General features: G+C 57.1%; 13 protein-coding genes. 4 read left to right on the top strand and 9 right to left on the bottom strand.

Features of this window, described 5'->3' with window-relative positions; translation table 11 throughout:
- Window positions 1-22: 22 nt before the first annotated feature.
- The 4 genes from AC2FH9_RS16215 to AC2FH9_RS16200 all read right to left on the bottom strand — a co-directional run bounded on the left by AC2FH9_RS16215 (window position 23) and on the right by AC2FH9_RS16200 (window position 4,827).
- A complete protein-coding gene (locus tag AC2FH9_RS16215; RefSeq protein ID WP_281973552.1) occupies window positions 23-814 on the bottom strand; it encodes a trypsin-like serine peptidase in 792 nt (263 codons plus the stop codon).
- 116 nt (window positions 815-930) lie between these two features.
- Complete coding sequence (gene glcF / locus AC2FH9_RS16210; RefSeq protein ID WP_496872229.1) at window positions 931-2,253, bottom strand: glycolate oxidase subunit GlcF; 1,323 nt, start codon at window positions 2,251-2,253, stop codon at window positions 931-933.
- Window positions 2,254-2,257: 4 nt separating this feature from the next.
- Complete coding sequence (locus AC2FH9_RS16205) at window positions 2,258-3,358, bottom strand: FAD-binding protein (RefSeq protein WP_496872227.1); 1,101 nt, start codon at window positions 3,356-3,358, stop codon at window positions 2,258-2,260.
- A gap of 14 nt (window positions 3,359-3,372) precedes the next feature.
- Entirely contained in the window at window positions 3,373-4,827 is a 1,455-nt protein-coding gene (locus AC2FH9_RS16200; RefSeq protein WP_496750528.1) for an FAD-linked oxidase C-terminal domain-containing protein, read from the bottom strand.
- A gap of 82 nt (window positions 4,828-4,909) precedes the next feature.
- On the opposite strand from AC2FH9_RS16200, the gene AC2FH9_RS16195 reads away from it, so the two are divergent.
- Entirely contained in the window at window positions 4,910-5,620 is a 711-nt protein-coding gene (locus AC2FH9_RS16195) for a DUF599 domain-containing protein (RefSeq protein WP_496697322.1), read from the top strand.
- A 233-nt stretch (window positions 5,621-5,853) separates the two neighbouring features.
- Here the strand turns inward: AC2FH9_RS16195 and AC2FH9_RS16190 are convergent, their stop codons facing one another.
- Window positions 5,854-7,389, bottom strand: coding sequence for a winged helix-turn-helix domain-containing protein (locus AC2FH9_RS16190; protein ID WP_496703047.1), 1,536 nt, complete (start codon window positions 7,387-7,389; stop codon window positions 5,854-5,856).
- Window positions 7,390-7,520: 131 nt separating this feature from the next.
- Here AC2FH9_RS16190 and AC2FH9_RS16185 point away from each other — a divergent pair, with 131 nt between their 5' ends.
- From AC2FH9_RS16185 to AC2FH9_RS16175, 3 genes are all read left to right on the top strand, one after another.
- On the top strand, window positions 7,521-8,567 hold the full coding sequence (locus AC2FH9_RS16185) for a PLP-dependent cysteine synthase family protein (protein ID WP_496750533.1): 1,047 nt from the start codon (window positions 7,521-7,523) through the stop codon (window positions 8,565-8,567).
- Between the two features lie 8 nt (window positions 8,568-8,575).
- Window positions 8,576-10,045 (top strand): pyridoxal phosphate-dependent decarboxylase family protein, encoded by a 1,470-nt coding sequence (locus tag AC2FH9_RS16180; protein WP_496872221.1) that lies wholly within the window; start codon window positions 8,576-8,578, stop codon window positions 10,043-10,045.
- A 237-nt stretch (window positions 10,046-10,282) separates the two neighbouring features.
- Window positions 10,283-10,630, top strand: a complete 348-nt coding sequence (locus AC2FH9_RS16175; RefSeq protein ID WP_496697316.1) for a hypothetical protein — start codon at window positions 10,283-10,285, stop codon at window positions 10,628-10,630.
- Window positions 10,631-10,632: 2 nt separating this feature from the next.
- Here the strand turns inward: AC2FH9_RS16175 and AC2FH9_RS16170 are convergent, their stop codons facing one another.
- The 4 genes from AC2FH9_RS16170 to AC2FH9_RS16155 all read right to left on the bottom strand — a co-directional run bounded on the left by AC2FH9_RS16170 (window position 10,633) and on the right by AC2FH9_RS16155 (window position 13,512).
- Window positions 10,633-11,118: a flavodoxin family protein gene (locus AC2FH9_RS16170; RefSeq protein ID WP_496697314.1), complete on the bottom strand. Its 486-nt coding sequence runs from the start codon at window positions 11,116-11,118 to the stop codon at window positions 10,633-10,635.
- A 1-nt stretch (window position 11,119) separates the two neighbouring features.
- Entirely contained in the window at window positions 11,120-11,590 is a 471-nt protein-coding gene (gene rlmH, locus AC2FH9_RS16165; protein ID WP_496872218.1) for a 23S rRNA (pseudouridine(1915)-N(3))-methyltransferase RlmH, read from the bottom strand.
- Between the two features lie 44 nt (window positions 11,591-11,634).
- On the bottom strand, window positions 11,635-11,997 hold the full coding sequence (gene rsfS, locus AC2FH9_RS16160) for a ribosome silencing factor (protein WP_496750536.1): 363 nt from the start codon (window positions 11,995-11,997) through the stop codon (window positions 11,635-11,637).
- A gap of 162 nt (window positions 11,998-12,159) precedes the next feature.
- Window positions 12,160-13,512 carry a mechanosensitive ion channel family protein gene (locus AC2FH9_RS16155; protein ID WP_496750538.1) on the bottom strand — a complete coding sequence of 451 codons (1,353 nt, stop codon included), beginning with the start codon at window positions 13,510-13,512 and terminating at the stop codon, window positions 12,160-12,162.
- Window positions 13,513-13,540: the final 28 nt, after the last annotated feature.

Here is a 13,540-nt window from a genome sequence, read left to right as displayed (position 1 = left end):
AACAGGCTTGCCCAAAATCGCATCATGGCCGGACGAACCTGGCGCCAATATGACGGCTTGCCGAATCGCCGGTTTCCGAGCCGCTGAATCCGCGCCCGGCGGACAGTTCACTCCGCAGCAAAGGCAGCGAAACCTCGACTGCGGTACCTATGGCCACAGGCTCGCCATTGAATTCCGCCTTGGCCGCCACGACCGAGACGATCCGTGGTCTTTCGCCCTCGAACGCAAATACCGGGGCGCCGGAGGATCCAAACTCGACATCACAGGACAGGACAAGAACCTCGGAAACGCCGGTCACGACCGAGCAGACCTCCTGCAATGATGGCGCTTCGGCGCGGTCCTTCGCATAGGACACAACCCCAACTTCCTGTCCGCGAACGGGCCGATCGCCGGTATCAAATGGAATGACCGAGGTACTGCGGATTGGCTGCCATAGCTCGATCAGCGCAATATCGCTACCGATCCGGTTGGTCGGGGTTTCGTCGTCGTAAAAGTAATCGGGGTGAATCACCGCCCTGCGCGCCGCACGATAGGCAGATGCCCGACCCAGACGCCAGGCGGCAAGAAACTCGACCTTAGACAGGTCAATACGTTGGCCTGTGGCCTTATCATAAAGACAATGCGCTGCCGTCAGCACCTGGTTCTGCGCAATCAGCGTCGCGGTGCAGAATGCTTCGCCGTCAATATTCAAGCGCCCGACAGCCATCCAGGCCCGCCCGGCATCGGTGGTGTCCAGACTTTTCAGCCCGCTATCCTGCGCCGTTGCAGCCATCGGTATGAGTGCCAGCGCCAAAGCCTTGATCCAGTTTCTCAAGCGGTTCTCCGGCGTTGCTTTCGGCATATGTTCATAGCTGTCAGGTACGGCGAAAATAGGGCATCGACAGTATGGCACGTTTCCCGTTCTATCTGATGCAGCCCTGCATCAGGTAGCTAACGCAGGATCGGCACGGCCGTTCCCACCTGATGACCCTGCTGCATCGCACGCGGCAACGGCCCGCCTGTGGACCAATCCAACAGCTCGACCGTATGCAAAATAGGTATCTGCGTGGCCGAACCGATCTGCATCATGCAACCAATATTGCCTGCAGCGATAACATCGGGGTTCTTAGCCTCAAGCGTCCGAACCTTGCGTTGCTTTAACTGACCCGAGATTTCGGGCTGCATCAGGTTATAGGTCCCGGCACTGCCACAGCACAGATGGCTGTCTAAAGGCTCTAACACGGTGAAACCCGCATTCTTCAACAGGTCTTTGGGATGGTTTTTGATCTTTTGCCCATGCTGCAAAGAACAAGCGGCATGATAGGCGACGGTCATGCCCTTGTGCTGGCCTCCGGGCAGGTCCAGCTGCACCAGCAATTCGCTGATATCCATGGCAATCGCCGAAACCCGCGCGGCATCTGCCGCCAAAGCCTCGTTTCGGAACATATGCCCGTAATCCTTGACGGTCGTACCACAACCCGAGGTGTTGATGACGATGGCATCCAGCCCCTGGCTATCGATCTCTCTGGTCCAGGCCTGTATATTGGCCGCTGCCGCTTTGTGGCTGTCAGCCACCTTGCCCATGTGATGGGTCAGCGCACCACAGCATCCCGCGCCTTTGGCCACAACGACTTCGCAGCCCAGCCGGGTCAGCAGGCGAATCGTGGCGTCGTTGATATCCGTGTTCAGCGCCTTTTGGGCGCAGCCTGTCATCAGCGCCACGCGCTTTTTCTGCGCTCCATTAGGGGCAAAGCGTTGCGGATCATCGTTGCGGCTGACCGGAGGGATTTGTTTTGGTGCCATCTCCAGCATCGCCCGCAGCCGCGCATCCGGCATCAGAAACCGGAAGGGACGGCCCAGCTTGGCCCCGATCAGGGCCCAGCGAAACCGCATCGGATAGGGCAGAATTTGCGCCAGAACCCAACGCAGAAGGCGATCGGTCAGCGGGCGTTTGTAGTTCTGCTCGATATATTCCCGCGCGTGATCGACCAGATGCATGTAATGAACGCCCGACGGACAGGTGGTCATGCAGGCCAGACAGGACAGGCAGCGGTCGATATGTTTGACGGTTTTCTCATCCGGAACACGCTCATTCTCAAGCATATCCTTGATCAGGTAGATCCGTCCGCGCGGGCTGTCGAGCTCATCCCCCAGCACCTGATAGGTCGGGCAGGTGGCGGTACAAAAGCCGCAATGAACACAGCTGCGCAGAATCTGGTTCGAGCGTTGGATCGCCGGATCTTGCATCTGTTTTTCGGTGAAATCTGTCTGCATTGCCCTACCCCATCAGCCCCGGGTTAAACAGCCCTCGGGGGTCAAACTTCGCCCGAATACATTTTGTTAGAGCCTCTACTGCTGCATTCTCAGGCTGGAACCGCCCCAGCCTCTCGACCGTTTCCGCATCGCCACGCACAAGGGTTGCATGGCCCGAGAAGGTGCCAAGACGCGCCCGCAAATCGGTTCCCGCAGGAAGGCGCAGCCAGATCAGACCGCCACCCCAGTCGTAAAGCACCTGTTCAGCCTTGGCCCGCGCCGCGATCATCGGGGCGTCACCGGGCGTGACAGACAGACGCCACACGTCGCCAGTCTTGCCCCGGAACCCGTGAACATCGCGGATCGCCGTCCACAGCGTTGCCGGTTCATCGACATTTGCGATCTGGCCGAACCCAGACAGTTCGGATGTCAGCCTCTCGGTTCTGTAAGCGACGGAATCGGCAAAACCTTCGACTCTAATTAAGGCCTTTTCGCCTTCCGGGTCATAAGCTGCGCCAGTGACCTCGAACGGAGATCTAAGCGCTGCGGACAGCGTTTTTATCGCTGCATCTGCATCAGATACGGTCACTGACAGGGTTGCTGTGTGGTCCGGCTTGGGCAGGACTTTCAGCGATACTTCGGTCAGCACGCCCAAAGTCCCCCAGGACCCGCACATCAGCTTGACCAGATCATAGCCGGTGACATTCTTCATCACCCGACCGCCATTTTTGATCACCTGCCCGGCGCCATTGACATATCGTACACCCAGCAAGAAATCGCGGCATGCTCCCGCCTGAATTCGGCGTGGCCCGGAAATGTTAGCAGCAACCACACCGCCGATTGTCGGCTCGCCTTCGGTGTCCAGCAAGCCGCGGTGGTCCATCGGTTCAAATGCCAGTTGCTGGCCCTCGGCGTCTAATGCGGCCTCAACCTCGGCCAACGGTGTCCCGGCCTGCGCAACCAGCGTCAGGGCACCGGGTTCATACAGTGTGATGCCGGTCAGCCTGCCGGTCTCAATCACTTCGTCAGGCCCCGCGATACCACGGGTGCCGCCGCCGGCGATACGCACGGCGCCTGTCAACCCGGCCACCATCTGGGCCAGTTCAGTTTCTGACGTGGGTTTCATCATATTTCTCTTTGTTAGAGCCTATTTGCAGCCATTTGCGGGTCGCGACGGGATTCGGAGGCATCCAGCGGGAACACTTTGGCGGGGTTCAGCAACCATCCTGGATCGAACACATCCTTAACCGCCATCTGCGCCTCAAGATCGGCAGGGGCATATTGATGATGCATCAGATCGCGCTTTTCAATTCCCACACCGTGCTCGCCGGTCAGGCAACCGCCCTCATCCACACAAAGTTTCAGGATTTCCGCCCCGAACGCCTCACATTTTTCGAGGTCGCCGGGTTTGTTGGCATCAAACAGGATCAAAGGGTGCATGTTCCCGTCGCCGGCATGGAATACATTTCCAACCGGCAGGCCGAACTCATCGCTCAGCTCACCAATCCGGCGCAATACAGCGGGCAGCGCCGATACCGGGATGGTCCCATCCAGGCACATATAGTCGTTCATCTGCCCCATGGCGCCAAAGGCCGATTTGCGGCCCAACCAGATCCGGGCGCTTTCATCCGCCGACTGGCTCTCGCGCAGCTCGACCGGATCGTGGCGTTTTGCAATCTCGACAATCTTGGCCAGCTGGCTGTCGATCTCGGCCTCCGAGCCTTCGACCTCGACAATCAACAATGCTTCGCATTCCGGATACCCGGCATGTGCAAAGTTTTCGCAGGCCTGAATGCACAGGCGATCCATGAACTCAATCGCAACAGGCAAGATACCGGACTTGATGATGTCCGAAACGCATTGGCCTGCGATTTCATTGTCATCAAACCCCATCAGGACGGGCCGTGCGCCTTCGGGCTTGCGCAGGATGCGCAGGGTCGCTTCGGTGACAACGCCCAGTTGCCCTTCGGACCCGCAGATCACCCCCAGCAGGTCAAGACCCGCCGCGTCCAGATTCGCGCCACCGATTTCGACGACGCTGCCATCCATCATCACCAGGGTCACACCCAGCAGGTTGTTCGTGGTCACCCCGTATTTCAGGCAATGCGCCCCGCCGGAATTCATCGCGATATTGCCCGCAATCGCACAAGCCAGTTGCGACGACGGATCGGGGGCATAAAAGAAATCCTCTTCCTCGACCGCGCCGGTGACGCTCAGGTTGGTGCGCCCGGTCTGGACCTTGATGAATCGGTTGTCATAATCAACCTCCAGCACGTCGTTCATCCGGGCCACGCCCAGTATGACGCAATCAGCTGTTGGCAGCGCCCCCCCGGCCAGCGACGTACCTGCACCGCGCGGCACCACCGGCACGCCTTCGTCATGGCAAATGCGCAAGATATCCGAGACCTGCTGCGTGGTCGAAGGCAAAACCGCCAGCATCGGCGGGCATCTATAGGCGGTCAAAGCATCGCATTCATAGGCGCGTGTCTCGGCCGGGTCATGAATGATCGCGTCGTCCGGCAGAACCCCCGACAGGCGCGCCACCACCGCATCTTTGCGACGCAAGACATCAGGGCTTGGCTTTGGCATTTCCATGGCAGGCTCCTTGGTTTGGTAAAATAATATTACCAATTTGTCAGTATGGCAAGTTCCGACTTCCGGAAGTACTGTCACGGCCATGACCTGGATTGACCGCGCCGCTCTGTTTGCCCCTTTGGATTTTGCCGCCATAACGCTGATGATGGGGGCCTGGCTGTGCCTTGGGTGGATGATCGAAAACCCGTCGCCAAAGAAGCGGTCAGTGGCCTTGATGATGGATGAGTATCGCCGCGACTGGATGCGCGAGATGGTCACACGCCAGCCAAGGATGTTTGACGCGCAGGTCGTGGCCACGATGCGGCAAGGCAGTACCTTCTTTGCCTCGACCACGATGATTGCCATCGGTGGGGGACTGGCCCTGCTGGGCAATACCGAGCGTCTGGCCGGTGTCGCCAGTGATCTGGCCATCGGCAGCTTTCCAGCCCTGGTGTGGGAGATCAAGATACTCGCCGTCGTGCTGCTGCTGGCCAATGCCTTTCTGAAATATGTCTGGGCGCATCGTCTGTTCGGCTATTGCGCGGTACTGATGGCCGCGGTCCCGAATGAGCCCGAAAATCCCATCGCCTATCCCCGCGCCACGCAATCGGCCGAGATCTGTGTCACCGCCGCCCGCAGCTTTAACCGCGGGCTGCGCTCTACCTATTTCGCACTGGCCTTGCTTGCATGGTTTCTGGGGCCACTCGCGTTGATCGTCGGCACAGTTATCACTGCAGGCCTGCTTTACCGACGCGAATTCGCCTCGCAATCCCGCGCGATCCTACTGGCACAGGCAGACAATACGCCGTCGTGATCTAATGCCATGGCTGTGGCGTTACTGCGTCGCCTTTAGTTCTTCCTTGTTACGAGCTGGTTTTCGTGTGGGTCGAAACGAACTTTTTAATCAACGCACAATGAATTGCTGATTTGAGCCCAAAATGCCGATTGCTGCGCCTCAATCCAATGACTAGTTATCGTTGGTAACGGCGCTCATTACTTTTTGGTCGCCCACCAAAACCAATCACGGCGCTGATATCTGACGTAATCCTAGAATCCTAACGCTGTAAGCGCTGCACGTGTTGTGTTTCTTGCCTCACCCTTAGGAAGGGGGAAGGCCGCGAAAAAATGATCTAGTGACGCGTCCGGGCGACGCTTGCGGGCGCAATCAGCAAATCTACGGCCGTCTTCTATGTTTCCATTCGCCTGATGGGCCATAGCCGCTAACATATCGATGAGGAAATGCGCGCCGGGTGTGCGTGCAGACAGATCCCCCCAATGCGCGGCCTCTTCCCATTGGCAACTGTTGATCCGTGCCCATGCTTTCATGCCGTGCATTCCATAGAGCAACGGGTCTAGCGGGCTGAGACGCGTCGCCAGATCTGCACGTTGGTCAATGTTATCACTGACGCCGTTCAACGCTTGCACTAGACCGAGCGAGTAGTGACCCTGCGCATAATTTGGATTTAGCGAAACAGCCTGTTGCAAGTAATGCACCGCAGTATCCAAATCTTGCTGAATCCAATAGCTCCGCCCAAGCACAAAATTGGAAAACGGGTCATCGGGGGCCTGTTCCATTGCCCGTTCAGCAGCAGATAAGGCATCCTGAGCGGCAACACCGCGATCAGCGCCGAAACCGGTAAACGCCTTCTGGAAAGAAACGAAAGAAAGCCCGGCATGGGCACGTGCAAAATTGGGCGCACGGGCAAGAGCTTCTTTGAAATATCTGGCAGACAAAGCGTTGTCTTCTTGGGTGAACCGATAAATGTGGTTTAGTCCAAGGTGGAAAAAGCTCCAGGCGTCGAGGGATTCAATATCCTGCCGTCGGGCCTCGGCGGCCTGATGGCGCGGAACATGGAGTTCGACCGCCGCTACTACAGAATTGGTGACATCGGCCTTGATAGAAAAAATGTCATCAATCAGGCCAGTGTAGCGATCAGCCCAGATCACTTGTCCGGAATCCGCAGCAGCAAGCACCGGAGACACGGTCAGATTTGGTCCGTTAATCTCGACGCTACCCGACAGCACATATCTTACATCTAACTGCTCGCGCACACTTTGCGTGTTTGCAACGCTACCGAGTTGGAAACTTGAGGCGCGCGCAATGACCGTCACCCACTTTGTCAGCGACAACGACACAATCAATTCATGTGCAAGGGCCGGAGCGATCACCCTAGCCTGATCTGTTTCTCCAAAGGCCTGAAACGGCAACACGGCAATGGATGGAGCGACCCCTTCATTGATGATCAGCGTCTCTGCGAGGTTTGCGTCGACCTTTTTGGTCACCGGCAATTCGAACCGAAAGCCCTGTCCCCGGATCGTGCGGATGATGCTTTGCGTTTTCCCGTCATCCCCCAAAGCGGCACGGGCAGATCGGATACGGCTTGCAATAGCGGCGTCTGAAATTGGTGCGCCATTCCAGATTTTGGTGACAATTTCGTCCAATGTCGTCACGCGCGAGCCGTTTTGGACCAATAAGCTCAGCAACAGGAAAACTTGCCGTTCAAGATGAACGCCTTGACCGTCCGAATACCGCAATTCAGCGGCAGCGTGGTCCAGCTCGAAATTGCCAAAACAGAATTTCATGAAAGAAATCTATCAGAAGTCGCGGAATTCTACACCATTTCTACAAGCTGTCTGCAAGCTTGTGCGCGAACCATCGGGCAAAGTCAGTACATTAATGCAGAACATCATCCATTCAAAGAGGGGCTAGGAAAGTGATTTACGCAAATATCAACGAAACAATCGGACAAACGCCGGTAGTCCGGATCAACAATTTGGCACCCGATCACGTAGAGCTTTTTGTCAAAGCCGAGTTTTTCAATCCCGCAGCATCTGTCAAAGACAGGTTAGCGCTTAGCATTATCGAAGAAGCCGAGAAAAGCGGGGCGCTAAAACCAGGCCAAACGGTTGTTGAGGCAACCAGCGGCAACACCGGGATTGGTCTGGCGATGGTGTGTGCTGCAAAGGGCTATCCATTGGTGATCGTAATGGCGGACAGTTTTTCCGTCGAGCGGAGGCGCCTCATGCGGGTGTTGGGGGCGAAAGTGGTGCTGACACCGCGGGCCGAAAAGGCGATGGGAATGTACAACAAGGCGGTGGAGCTGGCCGAGGCCAACGGTTGGTTTCTGGCCCGTCAATTTGAAACGGGCGCGAATGCAAAAGTTCATGAAATGACAACAGGTCCTGAAATTATCGCAGATTTCAAGGATAAGCGGCTGACGCATTTTGTAACGGGATTTGGCACAGGAGGCACATTGACCGGAGTCGCGCGCGTGCTGCGTCGCGAGTCACCCGATACCCGGATTATTCTGACCGAACCCGAGAATGCCGGACTCGTAGGAAGTGGGATTGCGCAGGATCGCAATTCTGATGGCAGCCCTGTCGCCGGTCATTCGGCTTGGCAACCACACCCGTTTCAAGGTTGGTCACCTGACTTTATCCCAGCTGTGTTGCAAGAAGCTTTGGACAATGGATCATTTGACGAACTGATGCCTGTCGCCGGTCCTGGCGCGATCAATATGGCACTGCAGCTTGCCCAGAAGGAGGGCATTCTGACGGGGGTGTCAGGTGGCGGCACGGTTCTGGCAGCACTGCAAGTTGCTAAGACCGCCCCTGAAGGATCCGTTATTTTGGCGATGTTGCCAGATACGGCTGAACGCTATCTTTCGACGCCTTTGTTTGACGACATCGAGGCCGAGATGACCGACGAGGAACGCGCGATTTCCCTGTCCACACCAAGTGCGCAAATGGCGGCCGAGTAATGGACAGAATGCTGCATCAGGAAGAAACACTCGACCCGGAAGACTGGGAAGCCATGCGTGCCACGGCGTACCGCATGGTGGATGAAGCTGTGTCTCGGCTTTCCAATGTGCGCGAATCTCCTGTTTGGCAAAACATGCCAGACAGTGTGCGCACGACATACAAAGAAGCGCTACCGAGATCGGGAATGCCACTTGATACAGTCTTTGAAGAGATGAAAACCAACTTGCTGCCCTATCCAATGGGTAACATCCATCCCAGGTTTTGGATGTGGTATATGGGTGCCAGCAATTTTACCGGCGCTCTCGGCGACTTTTTAGCTGCCATTCTGGGGTCAAACCTCGGCGGCGGAAATCACGCCGCAGCTCTTATGGACCAGCAAGTGGTGGACTGGCTCAAGACCATGGTCGGGTTCCCGGCTGGTGCTAGTGGAACCTTGACCAGTGGTGGCTCCGTAGCCAACCTGATAGGCCTCACGGTTGCGCGCAACACAGCGCTCGGCCAGCAAACCATCAGGGAACACGGGGTCGGCGGTGCTAAGCTAGCGTTTTATGCGTCCGATCAGGTTCATGGCTGCCATCTGACTGCAATGGAAGTGCTGGGCCTTGGATCAAATTCCCTGCGGTGCCTGCCATCCCGATCAGACTATACGATGGACGTTACAGCCTTGCGTGCACAGATTGCCGAAGACCGCGCGCATGGCATCCAGCCAGTCGCCATTATCGCAACAGCTGGAACTATCAACACCGGCGCAATTGACGATTTGTCCGCACTCGCAGATGTGTCCCGGCGCGAAGGTCTCTGGCTTCACGTGGACGGTTGCATCGGAGCGCTAGCCGCTATCGCTCCTAAAAACGGAGATAAACTAAAAGGTTTGGACAAAGCTGACTCTGTTGCGCTGGATCCACATAAATGGCTGCATGCACCGTTTGAAGTTGGCTGTTGCGTGGTCAAAGACAAATCGCAACATGTTGATACTTTCGCGCTTAGCCAGTCATATTTGGAGAAGGAACCACGCGGCGTGGCCGCTGCCGATTGGCTACATGATTTTGGCATTCAGACATCGCGCGGGTTCCGGGCGCTTAAGGTTTGGATGAGCCTGAAGGAACATGGTGTCGAAAAATTTGGTCGGCTGATCGACCAGAACATCAACCAAGCAGAGTATCTGGCGGATCGCATCCGAGTGGCAAAGGATATCGAACTATTGGCCGATCCTATGTTGGACATCGTGTGCTTTCGCGTTTGCCTGCCCAATTTGACGGAATCCAATCTCGAAGCCCTCAACCGAGAAGTCATGCTGCGACTGCAGGAAGATGGGGTTGCGGCGCTCTCTGACACGAGAGTTGGGTCGACCTATGCGCTGCGCTGCGCCATTTCCAATCACCGAACGCAACTGAGTGATCTTGACATACTTGTGGAGCAAATAGAGGAATTGATCCCGACATGCAGATCGACCTTGCTCGATAACGAACCATACTGAAGGTATTGGTTGTGCGAGCAAAATACGTTTCATGTGATGCTCTGATACCATAGTGATTGCAACTGGTTGCATAGAAGTTGCCCACGTGCTGTTGACGGTCTGGCAGCACTAGGATGTCGGTTTGCTGCCGTGGACAATTCCCCAGCCCTCCGTTTGGAGTCGGATCTACCCGCGCGAAACGCTATGCAGCCAAAAAGAAAACCTTTGTGGGGCCCGCCAAGAGTTTAGGATCGAAACATGCGATATGTGATTCTCTGCACCTTTCTGGCCAGCCCCGCCCTTGCCGATCCGCCAACGATCGAGCAGGTCAACGCCTCGTCCAGCGGTGGCAGTTGGCGTTTCGATGTGACGATCCGGCATCCGGACACCGGATGGGATCACTATGCCGATGGCTGGCGTGTGCTGGATATGGATAGGAATGAGCTGGGGATGCGTGTGTTGCATCACCCGCATGAGACGGAACAGCCATTTACCCGCTCGCTGGGCGGGGTGGCAATTCCTGATGGTACATCTCAGGTCCAAATACAGGCCCGTTGCAGCGTGGATGGCTGGGCAGACGAAACCATTGTTGTGCCGCTGAACTGACCTCAGAATACGCCCAACGCCAGCCCTGCGGCCATCGCCTGCCCCAAGTCGCGGCATGTCTGCAGCGCCTCTTCAGGGATGCGTTTTTCGGCCAGGATCGCCTCGGGCGTTTGTGCATGGGTGCAGATAATCAGCGGCGACTGAACTTCTTTCAGCCGCCATCCGGTTGCAATTCGGGCCGTCTGTCGTGCCGCATTCTGCCCGTCGGACCCGGCACAGATCATCTGGGCAAAGGGGCGACCTTCGATGCGACCAAGAACCGGATAATAACAGCGGTCGTAAAACTCTTTCATCACGCCCGAAATCGCCGCCAGGTTTTCGGGTGCGCAGAAGATATAACCATCTGCGGCCTGCAGATCTTGGGGTCCGGCCCGCTCTGCGGGTTTCAAAACGGTGTCGGCCTCATCGTGCGCACCTTCGGCAGCAGCTTCGGCCATCTGCCGGGCGCCGCCGGTGCGTGAATGGTAAACGATCAATAGCTGCGCCATGTCAGACCCGGTGATAGGGACCGCCCGACAGGATGGTTGCGGCCCGATAAAGTTGCTCGGCCAGCATCACACGGACCAGCATGTGGGGCCAGACCATGGACCCGAAAGAGATGGAGAAATCCGCCTCGGCGCGCAGATCAGGATCTATTCCGTCGGCACCGCCAATGATCAGCGCCAGATCCTGCCGCCCCGCATCGCGCCAACCGCCCAGCTTTTGGGCAAAATCGGGCGAGGACATCACCCGCCCCCGTTCATCCAGCGTGCAGATTACGGTGCCTTTGGGCAGCGCCTTGCGCAGCAATGTGGCCTCGGCCCCCATCCCTGCGTTTTTCTTGTCTTCAACCTCGATCACCCGCGCAGGCCCAAGGCCCAGCGTGCGGCCGGTCCGATCAAATCGGGTCAGGTAATCATCAAGCAGGGATTTCTCGGGTCCGGCGCGCAATCGCCCGACCGCAACTATGCTGATCCGCATATCTCTCTCGCCTCCGGCCCGTTAATGCAGGCCGGGATAGCGCCTCAGTTCGCCGAGGCGCTGCTGCCCGCAGGCTGCCACATCTTTTCCAGCTGATAGAATTCACGCACTTCGGGGCGGAAGATATGAACGACCACATCGCCCGTATCGATCAGCACCCAGTCGCCGGCATCCTTGCCTTCGACCTTCGAGGTGAATCCGAATTCCTGCTTGATGCGATCCGTCAGCTTTTCCGCCATGGCCGAGACCTGACGGGTCGATCGACCCGAGGCAATAACCATGTGATCCGCGACGGACGACTTGCCCTGCAGGTTGATCTGCACGACGTCTTCGGCCTTGTCATCGGAAAGTGAGGAAAGGATACGTTCAAGCAGCTTGTCGCTGATTGACTGAGACTGGGCCATCATATTGGCCCCATCTTCGGCGGGCAAACCCGCCTGAGTGTGTAGAGACAGGACATAGTCCTCCTTTGCTGCGCGCCATGATATCCCGGCGCCGGGGTACTAATAAGGTAGCAAGGAGATTGCAACATTTCAATGAACACGGGGCGAAAGGGCCGCAACGTTTGCTTAGTCGGTGGCAAGCTGTTGCGCATCGGTGTCGTCATTCAGCACGCGCACCTCTCGCTGCGGGAACGGGATCGAGATGCCTTCAGCCTTGAATGCGTCCCACAGCGCCAGATAGACATTGCCCCGTATATTGGTCAGCCCTTTGGTCGGATCGCTGATCCAGAATCGCAGCACGTAATCCACGCTGCTGTCGCCGAACCCCGTAATGTGGCAGACCGCGTCATGTCCGCTGCCACTGAGCACACGCTCGACAGATTTAACCGCATGGATGGCCGTTGCACGCACATTATGGGGGTCATCCGTGTAACTTGTGCCAAATGTCAGATCCAGCCGCACGAACCGGTCCGAATGCGACCAGTTCACCACCTGATTGGTGATCAAATCCTCGTTCGGGATAAGGTATTCGCGCCCATCCCGCGTGACCACCGAGACATAGCGCGCGCCCAGCGCGTTGATCCAGCCGAACGTGTCGCCCAGCGAAATCACATCACCCGGTTTGATCGACCGATCCATCAGGATGATGATGCCCGAGATCAGATTCGACACCACTTTCTGCAAACCAAAGCCGATGCCGACACCAATGGCCCCCGACAACAGCGCAATACCCGTCAAATCAAAGCCCAGCGTCCGAATGGCGGCCATGAAGACGGCGCCATAGATGACGACCTGTAATCCCTTGGCCAACAAGACCTGCATTGACGGCGAGATATCGTCATTGCGTTTGAGGCCACGTTCAGCAGCGCCGGTACCCAGGCGGGCCAGCGTCAACAGCACGCCGATCAGCAAAAGCGCCTTGAGGATGCCCAACGCCGAGAGGTGCAGATCCCCGATCGAGATCGCCACCCCATCCAGAAACCCAGCGACGTCATCGGTCAAGTTTAGCGCAATCAGCGTCGCATAAGCCCACATTGCCCATTTGAAAATTCGCCGCAACGTCCGGTTTCGGACCAGACGGGCCACTAGCGCAATCGCCAGCCAGGCGGTCGCCAATGTTGCCACCACCCCGATGATATAGCTGCGCGATGGCCAGGTGATCTGCTGCATCACCAGATACAGCATCCAGGACAGCGTGACGAAATAGACAAGCGTCAGACGTTGCATCAGCTGGATCAGCGTACGCAACCGCCATTTGGGCCAACCAGAACGGGCACGGGCCCAGGCCTCCCATCGGCCCTGCGTAACCAGCTTCAACACATAGGCCAGCGCCCAGAGACCCAGGATGATGACCAGCTGATGTTGGCGCCAGCCCGGTGTAATGACCAGATCGACCAGTCTATCGAATTGCAGGGAAAAGGCCTCGATCATGGTCTGATACAGATCAGACAGCGAACTGGGTATCAGGTCTGGGTTCATGCACGTCTCCTGCTTGCCAGCTTGGACA

It is taken from the genome of Ruegeria sp. CDSC081, assembly GCF_059610485.1.
The sequence above is the reverse complement of the archived record's forward strand: the minus strand, read 5'-3'. Positions and strand labels throughout refer to the sequence as shown.

Coding starts and splice junctions, on each gene's coding strand:
- AC2FH9_RS16205 (WP_496872227.1), bottom strand. CDS start 3,358: ATGAAACCCACGTCAGAAACTGAACTGGCCCAGATGGTGGCCGGGTTG.
- AC2FH9_RS16180 (WP_496872221.1), top strand. CDS start 8,576: ATGCTGCATCAGGAAGAAACACTCGACCCGGAAGACTGGGAAGCCATG.
- glcF (WP_496872229.1), bottom strand. CDS start 2,253: ATGCAGACAGATTTCACCGAAAAACAGATGCAAGATCCGGCGATCCAA.
- AC2FH9_RS16195 (WP_496697322.1), top strand. CDS start 4,910: ATGACCTGGATTGACCGCGCCGCTCTGTTTGCCCCTTTGGATTTTGCC.
- AC2FH9_RS16175 (WP_496697316.1), top strand. CDS start 10,283: ATGCGATATGTGATTCTCTGCACCTTTCTGGCCAGCCCCGCCCTTGCC.
- AC2FH9_RS16170 (WP_496697314.1), bottom strand. CDS start 11,118: ATGGCGCAGCTATTGATCGTTTACCATTCACGCACCGGCGGCGCCCGG.
- AC2FH9_RS16200 (WP_496750528.1), bottom strand. CDS start 4,827: ATGGAAATGCCAAAGCCAAGCCCTGATGTCTTGCGTCGCAAAGATGCG.
- AC2FH9_RS16155 (WP_496750538.1), bottom strand. CDS start 13,512: ATGAACCCAGACCTGATACCCAGTTCGCTGTCTGATCTGTATCAGACC.
- rlmH (WP_496872218.1), bottom strand. CDS start 11,590: ATGCGGATCAGCATAGTTGCGGTCGGGCGATTGCGCGCCGGACCCGAG.
- AC2FH9_RS16190 (WP_496703047.1), bottom strand. CDS start 7,389: ATGAAATTCTGTTTTGGCAATTTCGAGCTGGACCACGCTGCCGCTGAA.
- rsfS (WP_496750536.1), bottom strand. CDS start 11,997: ATGATGGCCCAGTCTCAGTCAATCAGCGACAAGCTGCTTGAACGTATC.